This is a genomic window from Rhodoferax sp. P1_F3, assembly GCF_056405715.1.
Genome location: NZ_JBFUBO010000017.1, coordinates 1 through 25,041 on the forward strand (window position 1 = coordinate 1; position 25,041 = coordinate 25,041).

Here is a 25,041-nt window from a genome sequence, read left to right on the forward strand (position 1 = left end):
TCCACCACCAGTGATTTGAAGGTGATGACACCCCCCAAAACACCGAGCAGAATGCCCAGCACCAAAGGGAAGTAGCCTGGGCCCATGCGTGCCCCGTTGCCGATGGTGTAACCGCTGGCGCCCCAGGCAAAGGCCACGCCAACGCACATRAACATCAGGCCCGAGAAAAAGTCTTTTTGGCTTTGGATTTTCACGTTATGTCTCACTGATTATTTTTTGAAACGTGAAAGTGCTTAGTTTTTGATGGAGTTCAGCACCCGGTCGACCATGACGCCGGCCTGTCCGAGGTTGTTCATCGGGTCACAGAAGCCTTCCAACTGTTCGCGGGTCACGTGCTTGTTGATTTCGGGGTGCTCGGCCAACAGCTCGATCAAGTGCCGCTTCTGCTTGAGCGCTTCGCGGCAGATGTCGTACACCAGATCGTGCGCATATTCACGCCCGATGTAGGGGCCCATGCCCATCATCACGGCTTCGGACATGACGAGGCCATGGGTCATGTCAATGTTGCTGCGCATTTGCGCGGCGTCCACTTCCAATCCGGCCAGGATGAACTTGGTTTGCTTCAGCGCGCCGGACATCAGGCAGAAGATTTCGGGCATGGCCACCCATTCGATTTCCCAGGGGCCGGTGGAGCGCTCGTGGTCGGCCACCATGGCATCCATCAGGGATGCGGCCAACTGGCGCACTACCGAGATGTTGGCGTGAATGTAGAGGCAGGAAATCGGATTGCGCTTTTGCGGCATGGTGGAGGACGAGCCGCGACCGGGTGCATAGGGTTCGAACACCTCGGCGACCTCGGTTTGCATCAGCAGCTTCACGTCCATGGCGATCTTGCCCAGCGAGCCGCCCACGATGCCAAGGAAGGCGCCCACTTCTGCGAAGTTGTCGCGCACGGTGTGCCAAGAAATCAGCGGTTGGCCCAGGCCTAGTTCCTTCATGAGGCCGGCCTGGGTTTCCATGGCGCCGGTTTCCAGTGAGGACAAGGTGCCCGATGCACCGCCGAACTCACCGACCAGTACGCGGGGCTTGAGTTGTTGCAAGCGCTCGCGGTGACGCTCGATGCCCGCGAGGATGCTGGCCATCTTGTAGCCGAAGGTGATGGGGGTGGCTTGCTGCAGGTTGCTGCGGCCGATGATGGGCGTATCGCGGTGGGCCTTGGCCAACTTGGCGAGGGAGGCAGAAATGTCTTTCAAGTCGGACTCGACCAGGGCCAATGCCTCACGGATCTGGAGCACAGCGGCTGTGTCGGTGATGTCCTGGGTGGTGGCGCCCCAATGGCAGTACTCGCCCAGCTTGTCGCGGCAGTTGGCGTTGATCTGGTTAACCACCGCAATGATGGGGTATCCGATCTGCTCGGTTTTGGCTTTGAGCTTGGCCCAGTCGATCTGACTGAGTTCGCAGTTCTTCATGATTTCATCCGCTGCTTCTTTGGGGATGATGCCCAATTCCCCCTGCACTTTGGCCAAAGCACGTTCAATGTCGAGGTACTTTGCAGTGCGGTTTTCATCTGACCACACATGGCGCATGGCGGCGTCGCTGAACATATCGCTGAAGATTTTGGAGTCAATGATGGTGGAAGACATACTTTTTTCCTTCTGGTGAGACGTAGTAAATGGGAGGGGCGGCGTCAGGCGCCAACTTGGGAGAATTGCTGGAGGTCTAGGAGACGCAGGGCGCGCAAGTACACAGGCTTGTCGACCATCTTCCCGCTCACTTGAAGCGCTCCCGTGGGGCCATTGACTGCGTGGGCAGCATTCCAGGCAGCGACAACCTCCTGAGCCCATTGGACTTCTGCAGGCAGCGGCGCCAGGGCGTTGCGCACGCCGGCCAATTGCGAAGGATGTATGCACATCTTGGCGCCGAACCCGATGCGCAGGGCCTCTCGCATATCTGCTTGGGTGTGCTCGGCCAATAGAGAGGGTGTGACGCCAGCGACCGGCGCGGCAAGCCCTGCAGCCCGCGAGGCCAGCACCAGTTGCGAGGCTGCCAGCGTGAGCGTGGGGCTGTCGGCCGGAATGTTCAGGTCCACCATCAGATCCAATGCTCCCAGAGCGAGTCGTGTGACCGCTGCGTGGCTGGCTATGGATTGACAGGCTGCGATGCCGGCAGCGGTTTCGACCAGTGCAAGCAGTTCTGTGTCGGGGTGCATGGCGTCGCGCACCGCTTGCAGGTCCGCAGCGGTTTCTGCTTTGGCCAGCATGACCCCGCAGGCTGGCAGCGTGCGCAGCAGGGCGAGGTCGGCTGCAAAGCAGTCACTGCGGGTGTCATTGATGCGCACCATCAGCTGCTGGCGTGACAGCGTTGCGGTGGTGGTGTCTATCCATGCGTGGATCGATTGCCGGGCAACCGCTTTGTCTGCCGGGGCAACAGCATCTTCCAGATCCAGAATGACGCGCTCAGCCCCACTGGCCACCGCCTTGGAGAACCGCTCCGGGCGGTTGCCGGGAACGAAGAGGTAGGTGTAGGGGGAGGCAAGGCTCATGCTGCTCTCACACCGCGCCTTCGGTGCGCAAAGTCTCAATCTGGGCCGCCGTATAGCCGTAGTGGTTGAGGATGGCCTCAGTGTGCTGGCCCAGTGCTGGCACCGGGTCCATGCGCGCGGCGCCGTGCTGCCAACTGCCGGGGGGGATCAGGGCGGGGACCGTGCCTTTGGCCGTTTCTACCGTCGTCCAGCGCTGGCGAGCCTTGAGTTGGGGGTGTTCCCAGACTTCAGCCATGGTGTTGACTTGTGCATTCGCGATGCCGGCTTCTTCCAGGCGCTGTGCGACATCGGCCGCGGTGAGGCTGGCAAATGCTTGCAAGATCAGCGCTGATAGCTCCGCTCGCTGTGCGCTGCGCTTAGCGTTGCTGGAGAAACGCTCTTCGGTAGCGAGGTTCGGTTGGAGCAACACTTTGTCGCAGAAGATCTTCCATTCCCGCTCGTTCTGAAGTCCTAGCATGACGGTCTTGCCGTCACCTGCAGCAAACGGCCCGTAGGGATAAATGGTGGCGTGGCTGGCGCCGGTGCGCGCTGGCGGCGCTGCGCCTTCGAACGCGTAGTACAGCGGGTAGTTCATCCACTCGCCCAGGGCTTCGAGCATGGAGATATCGATGCGCTGCCCCTGCCCGGTTTGCTGGCGATGCATCAGCGCAGCCAGGATGTTGGTGTAGGCATACATGCCGGCAGCGATGTCGGCTATGGAGGGTCCCGCTTTGGAAGGGGTGTCGGGCGTGCCGGTGACCGAGACGAAGCCGGCCTCACTCTGGATCAGCAGGTCGTAGGCCTTTTTGTCCCGGTAGGGGCCGTCGCTGCCATAGCCTGAAATGTCACAGACGATGATGCCGGGCTTCACCTTGGCGAGCGCTTCGTACGACAGGCCCAACCTGGCTGCGGCACCGGGGGCCAGGTTTTGCACCACCACGTCAGCTTCTTCGATGATGAGGCGCATCAGGATCTTTTGCGCTTCTTCGTGTTTGACATCCAGGGTGAGGCTCTCTTTGGAGCGGTTGGTCCAGACAAAGTGGGAGGCCAGCCCGCGTACGCGTTCGTCATAGCCCCGGGCAAAGTCGCCGGTACCTGGGCGCTCTATTTTGATGACACGGGCACCCATGTCTGCCAGTTGCCGGGTAGCAAAAGGGGCCGCAATGGCGTGTTCCAGCGTGACAACGGTAATGCCTTGGAGTGGTTGCATAGCGATGAGAAGAAGAGATCAGAGTGCGGGTTTCAGGCAAGCGTTGCCGTGGCGTCCATGGTCAGATAACCCTCATGGTCTCTGCCCCACAAGCGCACAGTCTTGCCGTCGGCAGACGGCTCTGCGTGGACGGAGAAAGGATGGATGTCAAACGTCGGCCGTACGGCCTTGAATTCGAAGTGGCTCACAACGGCGTCCGGCCGCTTGCTGCGCAACAGGTCCATCAGCAACGTGGCAATCAGCGGGCCGTGGACGATGAGGCCGGGGTAACCCTCCACTTCGGTCACGTATTTCCGGTCATAGTGGATGCGGTGGCCATTGAATGTGAGCGCCGAATAGCGGAACAAGAGCACGTCATCCGGCACGATGTGGCGCTCCCATGCTGAGGCTGCCGGGGCAGGCGTGGGTGCGGGCACCACGTCATCCGGCCGGGGCGTATCACGGTAGACGATGTTGTGGTGTTCGGTCAGTGCGGGGCGGGCTTCGCCGTTGCGGCTGATCTCGTGGCGAACCTTCACGAAGATCAGATTGCCGGTGCGGCCCGACTTTTCTTTCACATCCACAATGGTCGAGGTGCGTCGCAGCGCATCACCGACCAACAGGGGCGCATGAAACGCGAAGTCACTGCCAGCCCACATTCTGCGAGGCAGTGGTACGGGAGGCAGGAAGCTCCCGCGCTTGGCATGCCCGTCGGCCCCGATCTCGGATTGCGCATACATTGGCAGAAAGTACAACCAGTGCCAGAGGTAAGGCAGTGGCGTGCCACTGGTGGGGCGCAGCCCGGCCAAAGGTGCGGGCCAATCGAGGGTGGCGGACAGCGCGGCGTACGGTGTTGCCGTTGCAAAGTCATCCACAGTCTCGCTGCGGCCGATCCAGTCTTGCAAATTCATGAGGGTCACCTGCTGTTCAATCGATCTGGATCTTGGCAGCAGTCACCACGGATTTCCAATGCGCGGCTTCTTTCTTGACAAAGGCTTTGAGTTGATCGGGCGTGCCGGTTTCGACTTCAGCCCCTTGGTCTTCAATCTTTTTCTCTGTGGCTTTGTCGTTGAGGACGGCGTTCATCTCCTTGTTCAGTTTGTCGATGATTGCCTTGGGTGTCTTGGCGGGTGCAAACATGGCGTACCACTGCGACATATTGACATTGGGAATACCTTGTTCCGTCAACGTGGGCACGTCAGGCATGACGATGGAGCGCTTTTCGCCTGCGATGCCCAGAGCGCGCAACTTGCCGCCTTTGATTTGCGGGTAGGCGGTGAACATGCTGGGGAACATGTACTGGGTGCTGCCGGCGATGGTGTCGACGATGGCAGGTGCCGAGCCTTTGTAGGGGATGCCCTGCACCTCCAGGCCTGCCGCCAGCCGGAACATCTCTCCGGCAATGTGGGGGGCGGTCCCGTTGCCGGCACTGGCGTAATTGAACGTGTTCGGTTTGGACTTGATCAATTGGACCAACTCTTTTACGTTCTTGGCGGGGACGCCGTTGTTCACCACCAAGACGGTGGGTGACGCAGCAACCATTCCAATGGGCTCGAAGTCGGCAACCGGGTCGTACTTCAGTTTTTGCAGGGCGGGGTTGATGCCGTGTGTTGCGATGTACCCGAACATGAGGGTGTAGCCGTCCGGGTTGGCTCGGGCAACGGCTTCCGATGCAATGGCGCCCGCAGCACCTGCCCGGTTTTCAATGATCACTGGTTGGCCCAATCGTGTGCTCAGCCCCTGGCCAATGATGCGTGCAATCGCGTCATTGGCGCCGCCTGCTGCAGTGGGGACCACGATGGTGATGGTTTTCTCCGGCCAAGCCTGGGCCAGAGCAGAGGTGACGGGAACGGCAAGTGCGCAGAACGCAACGGTGCTTGCAAACAGTTTTTTCGATGGCATGGCGTTGTCTCCTGGGTTTTGTGGATTGGATATTGCGCCTGGCCGATGGTTTTGTGAATTGCAACTTTTGCTAGTATTAGTGCATGGTACGCATTAATTTCGATTTGCAGCAACTGCAGGCTTTTGTGGCGGTGGCTGAACGGGGTAGCTTTCGCGCCGCCGCAGATGAGATTCATTTGTCCTCCCCAGCCTTGAGTCGGCGTATTGAAAGGCTGGAGTCCATCCTGGGCGCCAAGCTGTTCAACCGCACCACCCGGGAGGTGAAACTGACTCCTTTGGGGCGAACATTTCTGGAGCGTGCGCGTGCGGCACTGGATGATCTGGAGGCCGCCATGCTCGGCATTTCCGACATTGCCGGAAGCCGTACCGGCAGGGTCACCGTCGCATGCGTGCCCTCTGCCGCTTTGCACTTTCTGCCATCCGTGGTCAGCTCCTTCAGCGATAAATTTCCCGAGATCCGCATCCGTTTGATGGATGAAGCGGCCGGTCAGGTGCTGGCGAGTGTGCTGGCCGGTGAATGCGACTTCGGCATCAGTTTTATGGGCAGCCAGGTGCCGGGCGTGGATTTCCACCCGATTCACGATGATGAGTTTGTATTGGCAATGCCCCGGGGACATGCCTTGTCCCAACGGCGTTCTGTAGCCTGGGCAGACGTGTTAAAGGAAAAGCTGATTGCGGTAGCCCGCAGCAGTGGCAATCGTCAGCTGTTGGACGATGCATTGGCCAAGGCCGGGTGCAACCCTTCGTATCGCTTTGAGGTCAGCCACATTGCGACATTGCTGGGCATGGTGGAGGCGGGCCTCGGAATGGCGGCGGTGCCGAGGCTGGCACTGCCTGCAAGTCATCCTACGCTGGTGGGCGTGACCCTGCGAAAGCCTTCGGTATCCCGCCAACTTGGCCTCACTACTTTGCGCGGAGCGACGTTAAGCGCACCGTCGCAGGTGTTTTATGAGCACCTGCGTACGGCACTCCAGTCCAAGAAAAAGCCTACGGTGTCAGCGTGGTGGGCACCGCCTGGTCCAGAAGCCCGGGGTAGTCGCGGCTGAAGTGCAGGCCGCGGCTTTCGTGGCGGGCCTGGGCGCTCTTCACGATCAGGTCGGCCACCTGCACCAGGTTGCGCAGCTCCAGCAGGTCGCGCGAGACGTGGAAGTGGGCGTAGAACTCCTGAATCTCACCCTGCAGCAGCGCAATGCGGTGGGCCGCGCGCTCCAGCCGTTTGTTGGTGCGTACGATGCCCACGTAGTCCCACATGAAGCGGCGCAGCTCGTCCCAGTTGTGGGAGATGACCACGGACTCGTCCGAGTCGGTCACGCGGCTGTCGTCCCACACGGGCAGAGCCTGCGCCGGGGTGGTGGCAGTCTTGGCCAGTTCTTCGGCAATCCAGTGCGTGGCCGAGCGCGCAAACACCATGCACTCCACCAGCGAGTTGGACGCGAGGCGGTTGGCCCCGTGCAGGCCCGTGCAGGCCGATTCGCCCACGGCGTACAGGCCCGGCACATGGGTGCGGGCGGACAGGTCGGTCTGCACGCCACCGCAGGTGTAGTGCGCGGCAGGCACCACGGGAATGGGGTGTTTGGACATGTCGATGCCCAGCTCCAGGCAACGCGCGTAGATGTTGGGAAAGTGCTCCTGGATGAAGGCCAGCGGTTGGTGAGAGATGTCCAGGTAGACACAATCAAAGCCGCCCTTCTTCATCTCGAAGTCGATGGCGCGGGCCACCACGTCGCGCGGCGCGAGTTCGGCGCGCGGGTCATGCGCGGGCATGAAGCGCGTGCCGTCGGGCAGCAGCAACCGGCCGCCTTCGCCGCGCACGGCTTCGGTAATCAAAAAGCTTTTGGCATGCGGGTGAAACAGGCAGGTGGGGTGGAACTGGATGAACTCCATGTTCTGCACCGCGCAGCCCGCGCGCCAGGCTGCGGCAATGCCGTCGCCGGTGGCGGTGTCGGGGTTGGTGGTGTACAGGTAGACCTTGCCCGCGCCGCCGGTGGCCAGGATGGTGTGGGGCGCCTGGAAGGTGAGTACCTCATCGGTGTCGTCGTCCAGCGCGTACAGGCCCACACAGCGGTTGGGCACATCGGTCTGGCCGAGCTTGGCGGTGGTGATCAGGTCCACCAGCGTGTGGTGTTCAAACAGCGTGATGTTGGGGCTTTGTTTGACGCGCTCAATCAGTGTCTGCTGCACAGCCGCTCCCGTTGCGTCGGTCACGTGCACGATGCGCCGGGCGCTGTGGCCGCCTTCGCGCGTGAGGTGCAACTGTCCAGCATGGCCGGCTTCTTCCGAGAAGGGCACGCCCAGCTTTTGCAGCCAGGCAATGGCCTGCGGTGCCTGCTCCACCACAAACTGCGTGGCGGCCAGGTCACACAGGCCGGCACCCGCCACCAGCGTGTCGTCCACGTGGGCGGCAAAGCTGTCGTCCTTGTCCCACACCGCGGCAATGCCGCCCTGCGCCCAGCCGCTGGACCCTTCGCGCACCGCGCGCTTGGTCAGGATGGCGACCTTGTGCGTGGGCGAGAGCAAGAGCGCGGCACTCAGGCCGGCCAGGCCGCTACCGACGATGAGCACATCAAACGTTTGCTGGGAAGGAGAAGTGGGTGTGGTCATGCAATGGGAAGAAAAAGAGGGGAGGGCCGCCTAGAGGGTGCCCTGGTGGGTACGTTTGTACCAGCGTGTGGTGTCTTGCCACAGCGGTCGAGCCACCAGCAAGAGCAGCGTCAGTGCCAGCGGCACGGTGGTAATGAAGCCAATCGTCTTGAAGCCCATGGCGCCAGCCAGCGCACCGGCTACAAAGCTGCCAATCAGCAGGCTGTGCAGGCGCAGTTTCTGGATGTTGGCCTGCACGCGGTGGCCTTGCGGGTCGGCGTTGATATAGGCCATCTTGCCGAGTTCAATGCCCACGTCGGTGACCAGGCCAGTCAGGTGGGTGGTGCGAATTTCAGCGCGCGATATTTTGGTGATCACCGCGTTTTGCAGGCCCATGATGAAGCACAGCAGCGTGACGGTGAGCGGGGCAAAGAAGTAGGTGGCGTAGTTCATCACGCCACCAAACACGCCAAACACCAGCAACAGTGCGGCCTCCAGCACCAGCGGCAGGCCATAGGCCGCGTAGAGCTGGTGGCGCAGCCCCCAGTTGACGAGGATGGCCGTGGCCATGGCCCCCAGCACAAACGAGATCAGCATGGCCAGCCCGCTCAGCATCACATCGGTGTGGCCCAGCACCAAAGAGTCCACCACGGTGGAGACCACGCCGGTGACATGCGAGGTGTACTCGTGCACCGCCAGAAAACCGCCGGCGTTGGTGGCGCCGGCCACAAAGGCCAGCGTCATACCCAGGCGCGTGTTGGTCTGCGGCGTGCGCTCCGTATCAACCCAACCGTGGATCCAGGGGAACATGCGTCTGTGGTCCGATCGGGTGGCAGGGTTGTTTAGTGGATGCGCATGCCAGGCTGTGCACCGGGCCATGGGTTGAGGATGTAGATGCCGGGGTTGGCCTTCTCATCGCCATGGCTGGCCGCCATAACCATGCCCTCGGACACACCAAACTTCATCTTGCGCGGCGCCAGGTTGGCCACCAGCACGGTGAGCTGGCCCACCAGCTCTTCGGGCTTGTACATGCTGGCAATGCCGCTGAACACATTGCGGTGCCGGCCTTCCCCGGCATCCAGTGTCAGGCGCAGGAGTTTGGTGGAACCTTCCACCGCTTCGCAGTTGACGATTTTCGCAATGCGCAGGTCGATTTTGGCGAAGTCGTCGATGGTGATGGTCGTGGCAATCTCCTCGCCGCCAGGCACGGTTGCTACAGTTTCAGGAGCTGCTGGCACAGATTCCACGGGGGCTGAAGGCTCAAACAATGCATCCAATTGCTCGGGGGTGACGCGTTGCATCAGGTGTTTGTATGTACCGATTTGATGTCCTGCGGGCAGGGTATTGTGGATGTCTTCAAACCCTTGAGGGTTCTTCAGTTTTAGGAATTTCTCTGCCTCGTCGGACAGGGCGGGAAGAATTGGCTTGAGGTGCAAAGTGAGCAACCTGAACCACTCAACTACAACTGAGCAAACTCGATGGAGCCAAGCGGGGTCTGACGGATGTTCTGGATTTGCAAAATTCTTTGAGAGAACCCAAGGCTTGGCCTGATCCCAGAATTCATTGACTTCATCAGCCAGCTTCATGATCATTCTTGTCGCTAGGCCAAATTCGCGGGCTTCATAGGCCCTCAAAATGTTTGAACTTGTACTGCGAAAGTTCTCGATTACTACGTCGAAATACGGGCCGGTGGCCACATTATTTTGATATACCTGCCCAAGCTTCAATTCAGCAATACGACCATCAAAATGTTTGTGCAAAAAGCCTGCCGCGCGGCTTGCAATATTCACGTACTTGCCAATCAAATCTGAGTTCACACGCGCCATGAAGTCATCGGCATTGAAGTCGATATCTTCATTGCGCGCCGACAGCTTGGCGGCTAGGTAGTAGCGCAGCCACTCGGCGTTCATTCCCAGGCTCAGGTACTTGAGCGGGTCCAGGCCGGTGCCGCGGCTCTTGCTCATCTTCTCGCCGTTGTTCACGGTCAAGAAGCCGTGCACGAAGACGTTGTTGGGCGTCTTGCGGCCGCTGAACTTCAGCATGGCGGGCCAGAACAGCGTGTGGAAAGTGACGATGTCCTTGCCGATGAAGTGGTACTGCTCGGTGTCCGCCGCGGCCATGTAATCGTCAAAGCTGCGTGTGTCGCCGTGCTTGGCCTTGGGGCCGCCTTTGTCGAACCAGTTTTTCAGCGAGGCCAGGTAGCCCACGGGCGCGTCCAGCCACACATAGAAGTACTTGCCCGGCGCATCGGGGATCTCGATGCCGAAGTAGGGCGCGTCCCGGCTGATGTCCCAGTCGCCCAGGCCTTCGCTGGTAGTGCCGTCCGGGTTGGTGCGCACCGTGAACCATTCCTTGATCTTGTTCGCCACCTCGGGTTGCAGCTTGCCGTCTTGTGTCCAGTTCTCCAGAAACTCCACGCAGCGCGGGTCGGACAGCTTGAAGAAGAAGTGTTCGGAGTTCTTGAGTTCGGGTCGGGCACCGGACAACACCGAGAACGGGTTGATCAGGTCGGTGGGCGCATAGACGGAGCCGCACACTTCGCAGTTGTCGCCGTACTGGTCTTTGGCGTGGCACTTGGGGCATTCGCCCTTGATGTAGCGGTCGGGCAGGAACATGTTCTTCTCGGGGTCGAAGAACTGCTCAATAGTGCGTACTTCGATCAGGCTGCCATCGGCACGGTCGCGCAGGTCACGGTAGATCTGGCGGGCCAGCTCGGTGTTTTCGGGCGAGTGGGTGCTGTGCCAGTTGTCAAAGCTGATGTGGAAGCCGTCCAGGTACTGCTTGCGGCCGGCGGCAATGTTGGCCACGAACTGCTCGGGCGTGATGCCAGCCTTTTCGGCCGCAATCATGATGGGCGCGCCGTGGGTGTCGTCCGCGCCCACAAAGTTCACCGCATGGCCCTGCATGCGCTGAAACCGCACCCAGATATCGGCCTGGATGTATTCCATGATGTGGCCGATATGGAAGTTGCCGTTGGCGTAGGGCAGGGCGGTGGTGACGAAGAGTTGGCGGGGCATGGGGAAATCGACTTTCACGGAGGAACTGGGGATTTTAGTCGGGGGGGCCGGGTGCTTAGCCTGTGTGGGCTCTGGAGTGGAGTGGCTGGCTGTTTTGCTCCGTGTCCCCCGCCCGCTTTGCGGGCTCCTCCTTTACCTGCGCAAAACAGCCAACCACCCCACTCCTGACGTGGCGGAGTTGGTTCACCCGCAAAAAAACTTCGTAGCGGATGGGGTGGGGTGCGTGCCAAAGCGAGGTCAAGGAGGAGGCCGCAGGCCGGGGGACACGAGCGGCGGCACGTACCCCAGCCCAGCTGCGAGCCCAGAAAAGCAGCATCCTACAATCCCGCCCACCTTAACTCTACGTAGACGTCTATGCATGCAATGACCGCCATCAGCCCTTCTGACTTTCTGGCCCGCACGTTCCACACCATCGTGTTTGCCGGCGGTGGCAACCGCTGCTGGTGGCAGGCAGGCGCCGTAGAGCGGCTGTGTGAGCAGGCCAACTGGCAGGCGAAGCGGTTGATTGGGGTGAGTGCGGGTGCGGGTATTGCCACGGCGTTTGCCACGGGGCGGTTGAAAGAATCGTTGCGTGCAGGCGTGGAGCGTTTCAACAACACGCCCAAGAACATCATTTGGAGCGACCTGTTTAAAGGCAAACGTCCGTTTGTGCTGCCGCGCATTTACCCGGACTGGATTGAGAGCTTTCTGCAGACGGCGGATTTAAAAAAGCTACAAGGTGGCACGCTAAAGGTAGATGTGGCCATCACCCGCCCCATTCCCTTTTTGCCCGTGACCTTCTCCACCGTGGTGGCGCTGGCCTTGTATTCCACCGAGAAGTTTTGGCTCAAAACTTTCCATGGTCGCCTGCCGCACTGGGTGGGCCTGCGCTCGGAGTACCACGATTTGACTGACTGCCAGCATCTGGACGATGCGCGCAGCCTGCTGCTGGCCTCTGGTGCGGCGGTGCCCATCACGCCCACCCATAAAGTGAATGGACGCGCGGCGCTGGACGGTGGTTTTTACGACAACGTGCCACTACCGCAGGACCGCGCCGACGACGCCGGCACGCTGGTGCTGCTGACGCGCCACCGGGCCGACTTGCCCCAGGCGTTTGACTTCCAGGGCCGCACCTACTTGCAACCCAGCCGCCCGGTGGCCGCCATCAATATGGACTGCACCAGCGGCACCAATGTGCAAAGCACCTATGACCAGGGCCTGGAGGACGCCGGCACCTGGCTGCAGCGGGCTTAGTCCTTGAAGACAGGCGCCCGCTTCTGCATGTTCGCCGTCATCGCCTCGGTCAAGTCCTGGCTCATTAGCATGGCGGCGTTCCAGGTGGCGATGTAGTTCAGGCTGTCGGCCACGCTGTGGTCGCGGGCGTAGGTGATCATTTCCTTGGTGCCGCGGATGGACAGAGGGGACTTGGCGGCGATGGTGGCCGCGATCTCCTGCACGCCGGCGTACAGCGCCTCGCGGCTGTCAAACACGCGGTTCACCAGGCCGATCTGGCGCGCTTCTTCCGCGTCCAGCTTGCGGCCGGTGTAGGCCAGCTCGCGCGTGATGCCGTCGCCCACCAGCTTGGGCAGGCGCTGCAGGGTGCCCACGTCGGCGGTCATGCCGATGTCGATTTCCTTGATGCTGAAGTAGGCGTCTGCGCTGGCGTAGCGCATGTCGGCGCAGGTGATGAGGTCGATGCCACCACCAATGCAACCACCGTGGATGGCGGCCAGCACCGGCTTGCGGCAGCGTTCCAGGCTGGTCAGTGTGTCCTGCATGTCCAGAATCACGCGGCGCATGGCCTCGCGGGAGCGGCCGTCGCAGTCGTTGGCAATCTGGGCATTCATCCCCATCATCATCTGCAGGTCGATGCCCGCGCAGAACAGCTTGCCTTCGCCCTGCAGCACGGCCACACGCGCCTCGGGCGTGCGGTCCACCCACTCAAAGGCCTGGCGGATTTCCTGCCACATGGTGGCGTTCATGGCGTTGGCCTTGTCGGGCCGGTTCAGGCGCACGGTGGCGATGTGCGCGTCCAGCGTGACGCTGAGGGTTTCAAATTGCATGTCTGTCTCCTGTTTATCAGTGTTTTAGGCCGCTAGCCCCCGTGGAATATGCGCGAGCAGCTAGCAAAACCATAGCGTTTAATGCGAGTGCACTCAGACCTTGGCAGGCTTCATCATCGCCAGGTAGGGTGCCAGGCGCTTGCCCATCTCGTCGCCCAGGGCCTGCAAGCCACTCAGGGGCCGCACCATCACCTCAAAGTCCACGATCTTGCCCTCGGCGTCGAACTGCACCATGTCGATGCCCTTGAGGTCCTTGCCGTTCACTTGCGCGCTGAACTCCAGCACCAGGCTCAGCCCGTCGGCGCTGGCCAGCTCCCGGTGGTATTTGAAGTTCTCAAACACCTGAATCACATGGCCCAAGATGAGCTGCACCGCCTGCGCGCTAGGGTAGGGCGTGTGCGCCATGGGCGAGCGGAACACGGCCTTGGGGTGCAGGATGCTGGCCAACTCGCCCAGGTTCTTCTCCTCCACCATCTGGTGCCACAGCTTCAGGCTGGCGGCCACGGGCGCGGGCAGAGTTTGCTCTAGCGTGGGCGCTGCGCCCGCCTTGGGCGCCTCGGCCTTCTCGGCACCAAATGCCAGGGCCAGCTCGGTGCCCTGCTTGATGGCGCGCTTGGCGTCCAGCTCGGCGGCCACGTCGGCGCCGCCAATCAGGTGCACGGTCACGCCGGCCGCTTGCAGCGCGGCCTGCAGTTCACGCTGCGGGTCTTGCCCTGCGCAGATCACCACGTTGTCCACCGGCAGCACCATGTCCTTGTCGCCTACGGTGATGTGCAAGCCCGCGTCGTCCACCTTGCGGTAGGTCACGCCGTTCACCATTTCCACTTGGCGGTTCTTGAGGGATGTGCGGTGGATCCAGCCCGTGGTCTTGCCCAGGCCGTCGCCCACCTTGCTGGTCTTGCGCTGCAGCAGGTAGACCTTGCGCGGCGTCTTCTCAATGTGCGCGGGCTTCAGGCCACCGGCGTGGGCAAACGTGGTGTCCACACCCCATTCGGCAAAGAACTTGGCCTGGTCCAGGCTGGGGCTGGTGCCTTCGTGCAGAAGATATTCGGCGGTGTCAAAACCAATGCCGCCCGCGCCAATCAGCGCCACGGTCTGGCCCACGGGCTTCTTGTCGCGCAGCACATCCAGGTAGCCCAGCACCTTGGGGTGGTTGATGCCCTCGATCTCGGGCTTGCGCGGGCTCACACCCGTGGCCAATACCACCTGTTGGAAGCCAGCGGCCGTCAGGTCTTGCGCGCTCACGCGCTTGCCCAGTTGCAGCGTCACGCCCGTGGCCTTGATCTGCGTGCCGAAGTAGCGCAGCGTCTCGTAAAACTCTTCTTTGCCGGGCACCTGCTTGGCCACGTTGAACTGGCCACCGATCTCGCTGGCCGCGTCAAACAGCGTCACGTCATAGCCACGCTTGGCCGCTTCGGTGGAAAACGCCAGCCCCGCCGGGCCTGCACCCACCACGGCAATGCGCTCTTTGAGCGGCGCGGGCGTGGCCACCATCAGCGTCTCGTGGCAGGCGCGCGGGTTCACCAGGCAGCTGGTGATCTTGCCGCCAAAGGTGTGGTCCAGGCAGGCTTGGTTGCAGCCAATGCAGGTGTTGATGGTGTCGGCCTTGCCGGCCGCAGCCTTGGCCACAAAGTCGGGGTCCGCCAAAAAGGGGCGGGCCATGCTCACCATGTCGGCCATGCCGTCCGCCAAAATTTGTTCGGCCACCTCGGGCGTGTTGATGCGGTTGGTGGCCACCAGTGGAATCTTCACCTTGCCCTTGAGCTGCTGCGTCACCCAGGCGAAGGCCGCGCGCGGCACCTTGGTGGCGATGGTGGGAATGCGTGCCTCGTGCCAGCCAATGCCGGTGTTCAGGATGGTGACGCCGGCTGCTTCCAGCGCCTGCGCCAGCTGCACCACTTCTTCTTGGGTGGAGCCGCCTTCCACCAGATCCAGCATGGAGAGGCGGAAGATGATGATGAAGTTAGCGCCTACCCCCGCACGTGTGCGGCGCACGATCTCCAGCGGAAAGCGGATGCGGTTCTCATAGCTGCCGCCCCAGGCGTCGTCGCGGTGGTTGGTTTGACGGGCGATGAATTCGTTGATCAGGTAGCCCTCAGAGCCCATGATCTCCACGCCGTCGTAGCCCGCGCTTTGCGCTAGCACGGCGGCGTTGGCGTAGTCCTCAATGGTCTGCTCCACTTCCTCTGTGGTGAGCGCGTGCGGGCGGAAGGGGCTGATGGGTGCCTTCAGCGCACTGGGCGCCACCAGCTCGGGGTGATAGGCGTAGCGGCCAAAGTGCAGGATCTGCATGCAGATCTTGCCGCCCGCGGCGTGCACGGCCTCGGTCACCACCTTGTGCTTGTCGGCCTCTTTCTGGCTGGTCATGGCCGCGCCGCCGGGCATGGGGCGGGCGCGGTCGTTGGGGGCAATGCCGCCGGTCACGATGAGCCCGACACCGCCCTTGGCGCGCTCGGCATAGAAGGCCGCCATGCGCGCAAAGCCGTCGCGCGCTTCTTCCAGACCCACGTGCATGGAGCCCATGAGCACCCGGTTTTTGAGGGTGGTAAAGCCCAGGTCCAGCGGGGCGAGCATGTGGGGGTAGGTGGCGGTAGCGGTGGTCATGGGGCGGTCTCCTTCGTTGTTCGCGGTATTGTTTGAGTAGGCTGCGTAACTATGCAACCAGTTGCAGCAGTGTAGAAGTCTAGCTAAGTTTATGCAACTGGTTGCATAGTTAGAGTGCTGCCCTTAGACTCGCCCGCATGTCGCTTGCCCATGCCGTGCTCACCTCCCTCATCGAAAAACCGTCCTCCGGCTACGAGCTGGCGCGCCGCTTTGACAAGTCCATCGGCTACTTCTGGCACGCCACCCACCAGCAGATCTACCGCGAACTGGCCCGCATGGAAGAAAAAGGCTGGATCGTCTCCGACACCGCCCCCGACGCCGGCGCCACCCGCAAACGCGAATACAAAGTGCTGCCGGCCGGCCGTGCAGAGCTGGTGCGCTGGACGCAGGAGCCCACGGCCCCCATCGACCTGCGCGATGAGTTCATCGTGAAGCTGCGTGCCGATGCGGCGCTGGGCGAGGTGGATTTAAGTGGCGAGCTGCGCGCCCGCATTGCCCAGCACACCGAGAAGCTGGCGCACTACCGCGCCATTGAGGCGCGCCACTTTGCCGGAGGTGACGCCATGCCGCGTGCTGCAAGGTTGCAGCACCTGATCCTGAAGAAGGGGATCATGTATGAGGAGGGGAGCATCGCCTGGGCGCGGGAGGCGTTGGGGGTGTTGGAGGGCAGTTAGCTAGGGGCTTCCTCCAGTCACCTCATTCGGACAGCCGTATGGCACGTGGCTTGCTCGTCCGTTCGTAACGATTCGTTACGATTGCAATCCAATGCGGCCCATTTGAGGCTGTTCCAAAGAGGTCAAGGGCCAGCGCCATGTTGAACATTCTGAAAGCCTTGCTGCTGGTGATGGCGTGGGCCCTGTGCGGCTCCAGCCATGGCCAGCCCACCGAGATTTCCTTCTACTTTCCCATCGCCGTGGGCGGGCCCGTTGCCAAAAGCCTCTCGGCGCTGGTGGCAGATTTTGAAAAAGACAACCCTGACATCCGCGTCAAGCCGACCTACACCGGCACTTACAAGGACTCCATCGTCAAAGCGCTGACGGCCCATAGAAGCGGTACACCGCCGGATGTTGCCGTGCTGTTTGCGGTGGATATGTTCACGCTGATCGATGCCGGCGCCATCGTGCCATTCGACGATCTGGTGAGCAATGCCGACGATGTTGCCTGGATGCGCGGCTTCTACCCTGCGCTGATGGCCAACAGCCGCGCCGCCGGCCAGACCTGGGGCATTCCCTTCCAGCGCTCCACCATCCTGCTGTACTGGAACAAAGAGCTTTTCCGGCAAGCTGGGCTGGACCCGGACCTCCCACCGGCCAACTGGACCCAGATGGCCGACTTTGCGCAAAAGCTCACGCGGAGCGACGATGCGGGCAACGCCACACAGTGGGGGATACAGATTCCCTCTTCGGGTTTCCCGTACTGGTTGTTCCAAGGTCTGGTGACCGGCAATGGCGCTCAGCTCATGAATGAGGCCGGCACTAAAACCTGGTTCGATCGTCCCGCCGTGGTCGAGGCCCTGCAATACTGGGTGGACCTGTCGCGTACGCGCAAGGTCCACCCGCCCGGGGTCATTGAATGGGGGAACACGCCCAGCGATTTCCTCAGTGGCAAGGCCGCCATGATCTGGACCACCAGCGGCAACCTGGCCAATCTGAAGGCCAAGGCAGGGTTTGCCTTCGGCGTCGGCCCGCTGCCCGGCAACAAGCAGGCCGGTTCGCCCACGGGCGGTGGCAATTTTTACGTGTTCCGCAAAACCACGTCGACGCGGCAAAAAGCGGCGTTCCGATTCGTCCAGTGGATGGTCGCCCCCGAGCGCACCGCGCGCTGGAGCATAGATTCCGGCTACATCGGCGTGAGCCCGGCCGCCTGGGACACACCCACCATGAAGGACTACCTGATGGCTTTCCCGCAGGCGGCTGTCGCACGCAACCAGTTGTCACACGCCGTGGCGGAACTGTCTACGCACGAGAACCAGCGCGTCACACGGGCCCTGAACGCGGGGCTGGTCTCGGCACTCACTGGCGCCAAGACGCCACAAGAGGCCCTGAAGGACGCGCAGACGCAGGCCGAGCACATCCTGCTGCCCTACCAGCGTTAGGGCCTGTTCACCTATGCAAAACACCGCCCCCGCGCCATCCAGCGCACCCCGCAAAGCCCTGCCAGCACTCGGGCGCCTGCGTTTTTTGAGCTATATGCTGCCGGCTGTGGTGCTGGGCCTGGCGCTGACCGCCACCTGGTTTTTCTGGGAGCGCGAACGCCGGGAGATCGGGCAGGTTCTGCAGGGCGAATTCGACGCGCGCGTGCGCGAGACCACCAGCCTGTTCCGGGAGCGCATGCTGGCCTATGAGCAGGCGCTGCGTGCCACCCACGGCCTGTTCTCCACGTCTGACAACGTGCAGCGCGGCGACTTCCAGTCCTTTGTCGCCAACCTGCGCATCCAGAACCATCCGGGGCTGCAAGGCATGGGCTTTGCGCTCATCGTGCCGTCGGACGAACGCGAGCGGCATATCGCCGCCATACGCAGCCAGGGCTTTCCGGCTTACACGGTGCAGCCGCCAATCGATACCGGTGCCAGCACGTCGGCGCTGTATTTCGAGCCCAGCGGCTCCTCGTTCCTCAGCACGCTAGGAACGGATTTTTTTCTGGAACCCTCGCGCCGGCCCGCGATGGAGGCCGCGCGCGACAGCGACAGCATCGCGATTTCCAACAAGGTGAAGCTGCCCGAAGAGGATGCCGCCCAGGTACAGGCCGGCTACCGCATGTACCTGCCGGTCTACCAGAACGGCAAGCCCCACAGCACCTTGGCCGAGCGCCGTGCCCACATCAAAGGCTGGATCTACGCGGCCTTCAGCATGGATGGCTTGATGGACAACATCCTGGGCGAGCGCGCCAACATCACGGTCGAGGTCTATGACGGCGCCGGGCAGGACGATGACCAACTGATAGATACCTACAGTGACCGGGTGGGCGGCGAGTCGACGCTCACGCTGTTCTACACGACGCAGCAGGTCGAAGTGGGTGGCTATGGCTGGACTCTGACGGCCCACTCGCTGCCCAACTTCACCACCGAGATTGCCATCAGCCGGCTGCAATGGGTTGCGCGGCTGGGCGTGGTGGCCAGTGTGATGGCGGCGCTGCTCACCTGGTTTGTGCTGAGGCGCCGCATGCGGGGAATGCGCACCGCCGCCGCCCTGCGCATTGCCAAGGAGCAAGCCGAGGCGGCCAGCCATGCCAAGTCGCAGTTCCTGGCGGTGGCCAGCCACGACCTGCGCCAGCCTATCCAGGCGCTGAGCCTTTTTGTTGCCACGCTGCAGGCCATGTCCAAGCGCGTCGAGCTGACAGGCGCCGAGGTGGGGCACATCGCCGCCCGCCTGCAAATGGCGCTCAACGGCCTGGGGCGCCTGCTTAACGGCCTGTTTGATCTGTCGCGCCTGGACAGTGGCACCGTGACCGTCACCCGGCGGCCGGTGGACATGGCCGACTTGCTCACTGAAGTCGGCAACGCCTTTGCAGGCCCCGCACAGGCCAAGGGACTGGACTTCCGGGTGGTGATGCCGCACGGTTTGTGGGTCGAGACCGACCCGTTGGTGCTGGCGCGTGTGCTATCCAATCTGGTGGCCAATGCCGTGCGCTATACCGAACAAGGCCGCATTCTGGTGGGTTGCCGACGGCATGCGCAGCATGTGGAGCTACAGGTGCTGGACACCGGTATCGGCATTGCGCAGGAAGAATGCGACCGGATCTTCGGCGAGTTCTACCAAGTGCCCAATGTGGCGCGCGACCGCGAGCACGGCCTCGGCCTGGGGCTGGCCATCGTCTCGCGCTCGGTGCAATTGCTGGGCGGGCAGATCCAGGTGCGGTCCGCGCCCGGCAAAGGCTCGGTGTTTTCCGTCATGCTGCCGCGTGCCCCTGCGCCCGAGCTTCCGGTTTCACGCCCCGCAGACCCGCAGGGGCCATTTGTGGGCAGTGTGCTGGTGATCGACGACGACCCCGAGCTGCGCGAATCCATGCAACGCCTGTTGGTGGAATGGAAATATTCCGTGCTGGTGGCCGCCTCGCTCGAAGACGCGCTGGCCCTTGCCGGCAGCCACCAGGATGACATCCGGCTCATTCTTTCGGACTACCGCCTGGCAAGCGACGTCACCGGCATCCACGCCATCGAAGCGGTGACGCGCCGCTTGGCACGCAAAGTGCCTGCGGTGATCATCACCGGTGACACCTCGGCGCAGCCGATTGCTGAGGCCGCGCAGCACGGCCTGCGGCTGGTCTATAAACCGGTGGAGCCGCAAGTGCTGGCCGACCTGATGAGCAGCATTCAATGAGCAACTTCATGACTTTCCCAACCGGCGTTGCCACCCACATCATTCTTGCTGAAGACCACGTGCTGATGCGTGAGGGTCTGAAGATGCTGCTGTCCACCCAGCCCGGCTTCGAAGTCGTCGCGGAAACCGGCGACGGCCGGGCCGTCGAGGCGCTGGTGCGGCAGTTCCGCCCCCAGTTGCTGCTGCTGGACCTGGGTCTGCCGGGGCTACACGGTGTGGACGTCGCCGCCGCCATCAAGGCCGAGTTCGCGGAATCCGTCAAGGTGCTGGTGTTGACCGGCGACCTGCAGCCGCATTCCGTGGGGCAGGCGTTGGCGGCGGGTGCCGACGGTTATGTGCACAAGAGCGAGGACAGCACAGAACTGCTGCAGGCGGTACACGCGGTGCTGGCCGGTCGTCAGTACGTCAGCCGCAACATCGCCGCAGTGTTTCTGCCGCGTCCCCTGCGTTCTGACGCCACGGGCCACGAACCGGTGGCCACCCCGCGCGAACGCGAAACCATGTCGCTGGTGGCGAGCGGGCTGAGCAACCTTGAAATCGCGGAGCGGCTGTTCATCGGCGTGGAGACGGTGCGCACGCACCGGAAGAACCTGATGGAGAAATTCTCGCTGCGCAACGCGGCAGAGATTACAGCCTACGCTGTGCAGCGCGGTTACTACACGTTGTCCTGAACGAGGAGCTGATGGATGACAGAAACAACAAAGCCCGGCGAACCGGGCTTTGTTGTTTTTGCAGTGCCGGTTAATGTGGACCAGCGCCGCTTTATCCGCCTATCAGGCAGCCAGCTTGGCGATGCTGTTCGCAGCTTCGCCCAAGGCTTCTGCCTTCTTGGCGTCGCCCATGGCCACGCCTTCGGCGCGCACAAAGCGCACGTCGGTGATGCCCAGGAAACCGAAGACGGTTTGCAGGTAGCTCTCTTGGTGTTCAGCGGCACGGCCCCAGTCGTTGGTGGAGTACACGCCGCCGCGGGTGGAGGCCACGATCACGGTCTTGCCGACGGCCAGGCCTTTGGGGCCGGTCTCGGTGTAGGCGAAGGTGCGGCCGGGTTGGGCGATGCGGTCAATCCAGGCCTTGAGCTGGCTTGGGATGCTGAAGTTGTACAGTGGTGCGCCCACCACGATCACGTCGGCGGCCAGGAATTGGGTCACCAGCGCTTCGGAGATGGCGTTTTCACGCTTTTGCACGTCGCTCTGCGCAGCGCCCGCGGGTGCGCGAAAGCCCAAGGAATCGGCAGACAGATGGCTCGGGGTGTCCACGGCCAGGTCCAGATAGTCCACGGTGGTGCCGGGGTGGTTGGTGACCCACTGGGCCACAGTGTCTTTGGTCAGTTGGCGGGAAATGGAGCCGCCGCTGAGGATGCTGGAGTCGATGTGCAAGAGTTTCATGACAGGTCCTTGAAGAGGGAGTGGTTCAATGGGACTAGTGTCTTTGAAAGTCGAATAATTGATAAGTCGGCACATTTGCGTTAGATTGTCCTGAATTTGGAACAATGAAGGGCTGGATATGCACGACACCAACGACATGCTGTACTTTGCCGAGGTGGTGGAGCGGGGTGGCTTTGCGGCCGCCGGACGGCACTTGGGGCTTCCCAAATCCAAGCTTTCGCGCCGCGTGGCCGAGCTGGAGGCGCGCCTGGGCGTGCGCCTGCTGCAGCGCACCACGCGCAAGCTGTCTCTGACGGAGGTGGGCGAGGTCTACCTGCGCCACTGCATCGCCATGCGCGATGCGGCCGAGGCCGCTGCCGAGGCGGTGGAGCAGGTGCAGACCGAGCCGCGCGGCACGCTGCGCATAGCCTGCCCGGTGACGCTGGCCCAAACCACGGTGGGCCCCATCATGGCGCTCTTCCTGGCGCGCTACCCGCAGGTGCGGGTGGACATGCGCGTGAGTAACCGCGTGGTGGACCTGGTGGAAGAGGGTGTGGACGTGGCGCTGCGCGTGCGCGGTACGCTGGACGACAGTGGCAGCCTGGTGGTGAAGAAGCTGGGCGAATCGGCCACCGTGCTGGTCGCCAGCCCGCTGCAGCTGGAGCGCCAGGGGCGGCCCACGTCCATGGATGACTTGGCGCGCATGGACACGATCTCCATGTCAGCCGTGGATGGCCGTGCCACTCTGGTGCTGCAGGGGCCCGATGGCGCCATCCACCCGCTGGTACACCGCCCCCGCTACGTGGCCGATGACCTGCTGACCCTGAAATACGCAGCGCTGCAGGGCACGGGCATGTGCTTTCTGCCCGACTACATGTGTCGCCGCGAGATGGAGGAGGGCCGCCTGGTGCACGTGCTGCCGGGCTGGGCGCCACCGCGCGGCATCTTCCACGCGGTGTACCCATCGCGCCGCGGCATGGTGCCGGCGGTGCGGCGGTTTCTGGACTTCTTGGGGGAATACACCAAAGGCGAAGGCATGCCCATGCTGCCGCCGGGTTGCCCGTCCACTGTGTGATCGCTTAGCGCAGGCGCAGCGGGTCCTGGCGGCGCTCGGGCCGTTTGGGGGGCTCGGCCGGGGTCAGGCTCCCGGGGCTGGTCACGGCGTCGGGGTCCACCCAGTTAAAGAATTTACAGACTTCGGCGCGCTGCGCCTGGGCGTCGGCGTAGCCCAGCGACATCAGCTCAGTGGTGTAGCCACTCTCAAACAGCAGGTAGCTGGCCAGTGCGGCGCCTTTCACATCGGCCTTGGCAGACGACACGCCCACGCCGCCCAGCATGGTGCGTACGGCGCGCGGCAGGTCGCCCACGTGGCGCGCGGCCACCGCGTCCAGCCGCTGGCTGGGGGCAATCACCAGCAGTTCCACCGGGCGCAAGGCGCTGGCCTTGCGGGCCTCGGCAGGCACCAGGTTGATGGTCTGGTTGATGCGGCGCACCCGCTCCACATCCACGGCCAGCGCGTCCAGAAAGATGTTGGACAGCGCGTGGCCGGCAATTTGTGCAATCGTGGGGTAGCTGTTGGTGGTGTGCAGGTGGGCCTCGTTCTTGGGCTCATGCATGCGGCCAGCCCCCACCACCAGTATGCGCTCTGCTCCTAAATGAATAGCGGGTGAGACTGGCGCGCTTTGCCGCATGGAGCCGTCGCCAAAGTATTCGGTGTGGCCCTGGATGTGCAGCTCGGTGGCTGGGAATACAAACGGAATGGCCGACGACGCCAGCAGGTGGGCATGGGTGATCTTGCTGCGCACGGCCAGGCGCTGGCTGCGCACCCAGGGCATGAGGCGCTTGTCGCCCTCAAAAAACGTGATGTGGTCGCCCGAGCTGTAGCTGGACGCGGTGACCGCAAAGGCCTGCAGGTGGCCGCGGCGAATCAGGTGCGGCAGGCGCTCCAGCGGCACCAGCTTTTGCAGCAGCTCGCCCAGCGGCGCGTTGTCCAGCAGTGACTTGGGCTTCACGCGCCGCCACTTGGCCAGCAGCCAGCCCAGCGACAACAGAGTGAGCCAGGTGGCGCCCGAGCGCAGCATGCTCAAGTGGTCGGCACGGTACACCTGGTCGGCGTGGAAGTTGCGCCAGGTGTGGGCAATCATGCGCACCGTGGCGTCGAAATTGTCCGCTCCGCAGGCCAGCGCCGCGGCGTTGATGGCGCCTGCCGAGGTACCTGCAATGATGGGAAAGGGGTTGGGCTGGTCGCCCGCGCCGCAGGCCAGGCGGATGTCGGCAATGGCTTCGAGCACGCCCACCTGGTAGGCCGCGCGGGCGCCGCCACCGGTCAACAACAGGCCGTTGGCGGGCAGGGGGGGCGGTCGGGTGTCCATGGAGCCATTATGAAAAGCCCCATGGGCTTGTAAACAGTTAAATGCGCGGGGTAAACCCTAGCAGTTCGATAGACTCCCAGCATTCAGGAGTTTTCATGTCCGCTACCGACCAAGCCATTCTGGGCGCCTTGCAAGGCGTCATCGACCCCAACACCCAGCAAACCTTTGCCAGCGCCAAGGCCCTCAAGAACCTCGCCGTGCAGGGTGGCGAGGTCCGCCTGGGCCTGGAAATCGCCTATCCGTGCAAGAGCCAGTGGCCTGCGATGGTGGCGGTGCTCACCGCTGCCGCCCAAGCCGTGCCCGGCGTGACCAGCGTGCAGATCACGCCCAGCACCAAGGTCGTTCCCCATGCGGTGCAGCGCGGTGTGCAGCTGCTGCCCGGTGTGAAGAACATCGTGGCCGTGGCCTCGGGCAAGGGCGGCGTGGGCAAGAGCACCACTGCGGCCAACCTGGCGCTGGCTTTGGCCGCCGAGGGTGCCACCGTGGGCCTGCTGGACGCTGACATTTACGGCCCCAGCCAGCCCATGATGATGGGCATCGAAGGTCGCCCCGAGTCCGACGATGGCAAGACCATGGAGCCCATGCACAACCACGGCGTACAGGTCATGTCCATCGGTTTTCTGGTGGCGCAGGACGAAGCCATGATCTGGCGCGGCCCCATGGCCACGCAGGCGCTGGAGCAGCTGCTGCGCCAGACCAACTGGAAAGATCTGGACTACCTCATCGTCGACATGCCGCCCGGCACCGGCGACATCCAGCTCACGCTGAGCCAGCGCGTGCCCATGACCGGCGCCGTGGTGGTGACCACGCCGCAGGACATTGCGCTGCTGGATGCCAAGAAGGGCATCAAGATGTTCGAGAAGGTGGGCGTGCCCATTCTGGGCATTGTGGAAAACATGGCGGTGCACGTGTGCACCAACTGCGGCCACGTGGAGCACATCTTTGGCGCTGATGGCGGCAAGAAGATGGCCGAGGGCTACGGCATGGACTACCTGGGCTCCTTGCCCCTGGCCCTGCACATCCGCGAACAGGCCGACAGCGGCCGTCCCACGGTGGTGGCAGACCCCGACGGTGAAGTGGCCAACATCTACAAGGGCATGGCGCGCCAGGTGGCGGTGAAGATCGCGGCGCAGGCCAAGGACTTCTCCAGCAAGTTCCCCACCATCACGATCAGCAAGAACAGCTAAGCAG

General features: G+C 62.8%; 20 protein-coding genes and 1 pseudogene. 8 read left to right on the top strand and 13 right to left on the bottom strand.

Annotated features, from left to right (window positions below):
* From AC1DZ5_RS20255 to AC1DZ5_RS20280, 6 genes are all read right to left on the bottom strand, one after another.
* On the bottom strand, nucleotides 1-194 hold a 194-nt coding region (locus AC1DZ5_RS20255; protein WP_477892400.1), incomplete at its 3' end, for a tripartite tricarboxylate transporter TctB family protein.
* Between the two features lie 39 nt (nucleotides 195-233).
* The gene (gene pcaB / locus AC1DZ5_RS20260; protein WP_477892402.1) at nucleotides 234-1,583 is read right to left on the bottom strand and encodes a 3-carboxy-cis,cis-muconate cycloisomerase; all 1,350 of its coding nucleotides are present in this window, start codon (nucleotides 1,581-1,583) and stop codon (nucleotides 234-236) included.
* 44 nt (nucleotides 1,584-1,627) lie between these two features.
* Nucleotides 1,628-2,482, bottom strand: a complete 855-nt coding sequence (locus tag AC1DZ5_RS20265; RefSeq protein WP_477892404.1) for an HpcH/HpaI aldolase/citrate lyase family protein — start codon at nucleotides 2,480-2,482, stop codon at nucleotides 1,628-1,630.
* A gap of 7 nt (nucleotides 2,483-2,489) precedes the next feature.
* Nucleotides 2,490-3,671, bottom strand: a complete 1,182-nt coding sequence (locus AC1DZ5_RS20270; protein ID WP_477892406.1) for a CaiB/BaiF CoA transferase family protein — start codon at nucleotides 3,669-3,671, stop codon at nucleotides 2,490-2,492.
* Between the two features lie 32 nt (nucleotides 3,672-3,703).
* Complete coding sequence (locus AC1DZ5_RS20275) at nucleotides 3,704-4,561, bottom strand: HTD2 family dehydratase (RefSeq protein WP_477892408.1); 858 nt, start codon at nucleotides 4,559-4,561, stop codon at nucleotides 3,704-3,706.
* Between the two features lie 16 nt (nucleotides 4,562-4,577).
* Nucleotides 4,578-5,552, bottom strand: a complete 975-nt coding sequence (locus AC1DZ5_RS20280; protein ID WP_477892410.1) for a Bug family tripartite tricarboxylate transporter substrate binding protein — start codon at nucleotides 5,550-5,552, stop codon at nucleotides 4,578-4,580.
* Between the two features lie 83 nt (nucleotides 5,553-5,635).
* Here AC1DZ5_RS20280 and AC1DZ5_RS20285 point away from each other — a divergent pair, with 83 nt between their 5' ends.
* A complete protein-coding gene (locus AC1DZ5_RS20285; protein WP_477892412.1) occupies nucleotides 5,636-6,598 on the top strand; it encodes a LysR substrate-binding domain-containing protein in 963 nt (320 codons plus the stop codon).
* Here the strand turns inward: AC1DZ5_RS20285 and nadB are convergent.
* Genes nadB through metG form a run of 3 tightly spaced genes read right to left on the bottom strand, consistent with a single transcriptional unit; the run spans nucleotide 6,540 to nucleotide 11,149 of the window.
* Nucleotides 6,540-8,153, bottom strand: a complete 1,614-nt coding sequence (gene nadB, locus AC1DZ5_RS20290) for an L-aspartate oxidase (protein WP_477892414.1) — start codon at nucleotides 8,151-8,153, stop codon at nucleotides 6,540-6,542. The two genes, AC1DZ5_RS20285 and nadB, sit on opposite strands and share 59 nt — an antisense overlap.
* Before the next feature lie 30 nt (nucleotides 8,154-8,183).
* Complete coding sequence (locus tag AC1DZ5_RS20295) at nucleotides 8,184-8,942, bottom strand: YoaK family protein (RefSeq protein WP_477892416.1); 759 nt, start codon at nucleotides 8,940-8,942, stop codon at nucleotides 8,184-8,186.
* Between the two features lie 32 nt (nucleotides 8,943-8,974).
* Nucleotides 8,975-11,149 (bottom strand): methionine--tRNA ligase, encoded by a 2,175-nt coding sequence (gene metG / locus AC1DZ5_RS20300; protein ID WP_477892418.1) that lies wholly within the window; start codon nucleotides 11,147-11,149, stop codon nucleotides 8,975-8,977.
* Between the two features lie 354 nt (nucleotides 11,150-11,503).
* Between metG and AC1DZ5_RS20305 the strand changes: the two genes are divergently transcribed.
* A complete protein-coding gene (locus AC1DZ5_RS20305) occupies nucleotides 11,504-12,382 on the top strand; it encodes a patatin-like phospholipase family protein (protein WP_477892420.1) in 879 nt (292 codons plus the stop codon).
* Here the strand turns inward: AC1DZ5_RS20305 and AC1DZ5_RS20310 are convergent.
* Nucleotides 12,379-13,191 carry a crotonase/enoyl-CoA hydratase family protein gene (locus AC1DZ5_RS20310; protein WP_477892422.1) on the bottom strand — a complete coding sequence of 271 codons (813 nt, stop codon included), beginning with the start codon at nucleotides 13,189-13,191 and terminating at the stop codon, nucleotides 12,379-12,381. The two genes, AC1DZ5_RS20305 and AC1DZ5_RS20310, sit on opposite strands and share 4 nt — an antisense overlap.
* Before the next feature lie 582 nt (nucleotides 13,192-13,773).
* Nucleotides 13,774-15,795: pseudogene (locus AC1DZ5_RS20315) on the bottom strand (oxidoreductase); the annotation flags it as partial.
* 137 nt (nucleotides 15,796-15,932) lie between these two features.
* Between AC1DZ5_RS20315 and AC1DZ5_RS20320 the strand changes: the two are divergent.
* The 4 genes from AC1DZ5_RS20320 (at nucleotide 15,933) to AC1DZ5_RS20335 (ending at nucleotide 20,785) form a co-directional block, all read left to right on the top strand.
* On the top strand, nucleotides 15,933-16,469 hold the full coding sequence (locus tag AC1DZ5_RS20320) for a PadR family transcriptional regulator (protein ID WP_477892424.1): 537 nt from the start codon (nucleotides 15,933-15,935) through the stop codon (nucleotides 16,467-16,469).
* A 137-nt stretch (nucleotides 16,470-16,606) separates the two neighbouring features.
* Nucleotides 16,607-17,890: an ABC transporter substrate-binding protein gene (locus AC1DZ5_RS20325; protein WP_477892426.1), complete on the top strand. Its 1,284-nt coding sequence runs from the start codon at nucleotides 16,607-16,609 to the stop codon at nucleotides 17,888-17,890.
* 13 nt (nucleotides 17,891-17,903) lie between these two features.
* A complete protein-coding gene (locus tag AC1DZ5_RS20330) occupies nucleotides 17,904-20,114 on the top strand; it encodes a CHASE domain-containing protein (RefSeq protein ID WP_477892428.1) in 2,211 nt (736 codons plus the stop codon).
* Entirely contained in the window at nucleotides 20,111-20,785 is a 675-nt protein-coding gene (locus AC1DZ5_RS20335) for a response regulator (RefSeq protein ID WP_477892430.1), read from the top strand. Before AC1DZ5_RS20330 ends, AC1DZ5_RS20335 begins: the two co-directional genes overlap by 4 nt.
* A gap of 102 nt (nucleotides 20,786-20,887) precedes the next feature.
* Here AC1DZ5_RS20335 and AC1DZ5_RS20340 read toward each other — a convergent pair whose 3' ends face one another.
* A complete protein-coding gene (locus AC1DZ5_RS20340) occupies nucleotides 20,888-21,499 on the bottom strand; it encodes an FMN-dependent NADH-azoreductase (protein ID WP_477892432.1) in 612 nt (203 codons plus the stop codon).
* 118 nt (nucleotides 21,500-21,617) lie between these two features.
* On the opposite strand from AC1DZ5_RS20340, the gene AC1DZ5_RS20345 reads away from it, so the two are divergent.
* Nucleotides 21,618-22,553 (top strand): LysR family transcriptional regulator, encoded by a 936-nt coding sequence (locus AC1DZ5_RS20345; protein WP_477892434.1) that lies wholly within the window; start codon nucleotides 21,618-21,620, stop codon nucleotides 22,551-22,553.
* Nucleotides 22,554-22,557: 4 nt separating this feature from the next.
* Here the strand turns inward: AC1DZ5_RS20345 and AC1DZ5_RS20350 are convergent, their stop codons facing one another.
* The gene (locus AC1DZ5_RS20350) at nucleotides 22,558-23,850 is read right to left on the bottom strand and encodes a patatin-like phospholipase family protein (RefSeq protein WP_477892436.1); all 1,293 of its coding nucleotides are present in this window, start codon (nucleotides 23,848-23,850) and stop codon (nucleotides 22,558-22,560) included.
* Nucleotides 23,851-23,945: 95 nt separating this feature from the next.
* Between AC1DZ5_RS20350 and apbC the strand changes: the two genes are divergently transcribed.
* Nucleotides 23,946-25,037 (top strand): iron-sulfur cluster carrier protein ApbC, encoded by a 1,092-nt coding sequence (gene apbC / locus AC1DZ5_RS20355; RefSeq protein ID WP_477892438.1) that lies wholly within the window; start codon nucleotides 23,946-23,948, stop codon nucleotides 25,035-25,037.
* Nucleotides 25,038-25,041 lie beyond the last annotated feature (4 nt).

Bases quoted from the DNA above. Each gene is read 5' to 3' on its own strand.
- AC1DZ5_RS20325 (WP_477892426.1), top strand. From the start codon at position 16,607: ATGTTGAACATTCTGAAAGCCTTGCTGCTGGTGATGGCGTGGGCCCTG.
- AC1DZ5_RS20350 (WP_477892436.1), bottom strand. From the start codon at position 23,850: ATGGACACCCGACCGCCCCCCCTGCCCGCCAACGGCCTGTTGTTGACC.
- AC1DZ5_RS20330 (WP_477892428.1), top strand. From the start codon at position 17,904: ATGCAAAACACCGCCCCCGCGCCATCCAGCGCACCCCGCAAAGCCCTG.
- apbC (WP_477892438.1), top strand. From the start codon at position 23,946: ATGTCCGCTACCGACCAAGCCATTCTGGGCGCCTTGCAAGGCGTCATC.
- AC1DZ5_RS20265 (WP_477892404.1), bottom strand. From the start codon at position 2,482: ATGAGCCTTGCCTCCCCCTACACCTACCTCTTCGTTCCCGGCAACCGC.
- AC1DZ5_RS20335 (WP_477892430.1), top strand. From the start codon at position 20,111: ATGAGCAACTTCATGACTTTCCCAACCGGCGTTGCCACCCACATCATT.
- pcaB (WP_477892402.1), bottom strand. From the start codon at position 1,583: ATGTCTTCCACCATCATTGACTCCAAAATCTTCAGCGATATGTTCAGC.
- AC1DZ5_RS20320 (WP_477892424.1), top strand. From the start codon at position 15,933: ATGTCGCTTGCCCATGCCGTGCTCACCTCCCTCATCGAAAAACCGTCC.
- AC1DZ5_RS20305 (WP_477892420.1), top strand. From the start codon at position 11,504: ATGCATGCAATGACCGCCATCAGCCCTTCTGACTTTCTGGCCCGCACG.
- AC1DZ5_RS20275 (WP_477892408.1), bottom strand. From the start codon at position 4,561: ATGAATTTGCAAGACTGGATCGGCCGCAGCGAGACTGTGGATGACTTT.
- metG (WP_477892418.1), bottom strand. From the start codon at position 11,149: ATGCCCCGCCAACTCTTCGTCACCACCGCCCTGCCCTACGCCAACGGC.
- AC1DZ5_RS20295 (WP_477892416.1), bottom strand. From the start codon at position 8,942: ATGTTCCCCTGGATCCACGGTTGGGTTGATACGGAGCGCACGCCGCAG.
- AC1DZ5_RS20270 (WP_477892406.1), bottom strand. From the start codon at position 3,671: ATGCAACCACTCCAAGGCATTACCGTTGTCACGCTGGAACACGCCATT.
- AC1DZ5_RS20285 (WP_477892412.1), top strand. From the start codon at position 5,636: ATGGTACGCATTAATTTCGATTTGCAGCAACTGCAGGCTTTTGTGGCG.
- AC1DZ5_RS20340 (WP_477892432.1), bottom strand. From the start codon at position 21,499: ATGAAACTCTTGCACATCGACTCCAGCATCCTCAGCGGCGGCTCCATT.
- nadB (WP_477892414.1), bottom strand. From the start codon at position 8,153: ATGACCACACCCACTTCTCCTTCCCAGCAAACGTTTGATGTGCTCATC.
- AC1DZ5_RS20280 (WP_477892410.1), bottom strand. From the start codon at position 5,552: ATGCCATCGAAAAAACTGTTTGCAAGCACCGTTGCGTTCTGCGCACTT.
- AC1DZ5_RS20345 (WP_477892434.1), top strand. From the start codon at position 21,618: ATGCACGACACCAACGACATGCTGTACTTTGCCGAGGTGGTGGAGCGG.
- AC1DZ5_RS20310 (WP_477892422.1), bottom strand. From the start codon at position 13,191: ATGCAATTTGAAACCCTCAGCGTCACGCTGGACGCGCACATCGCCACC.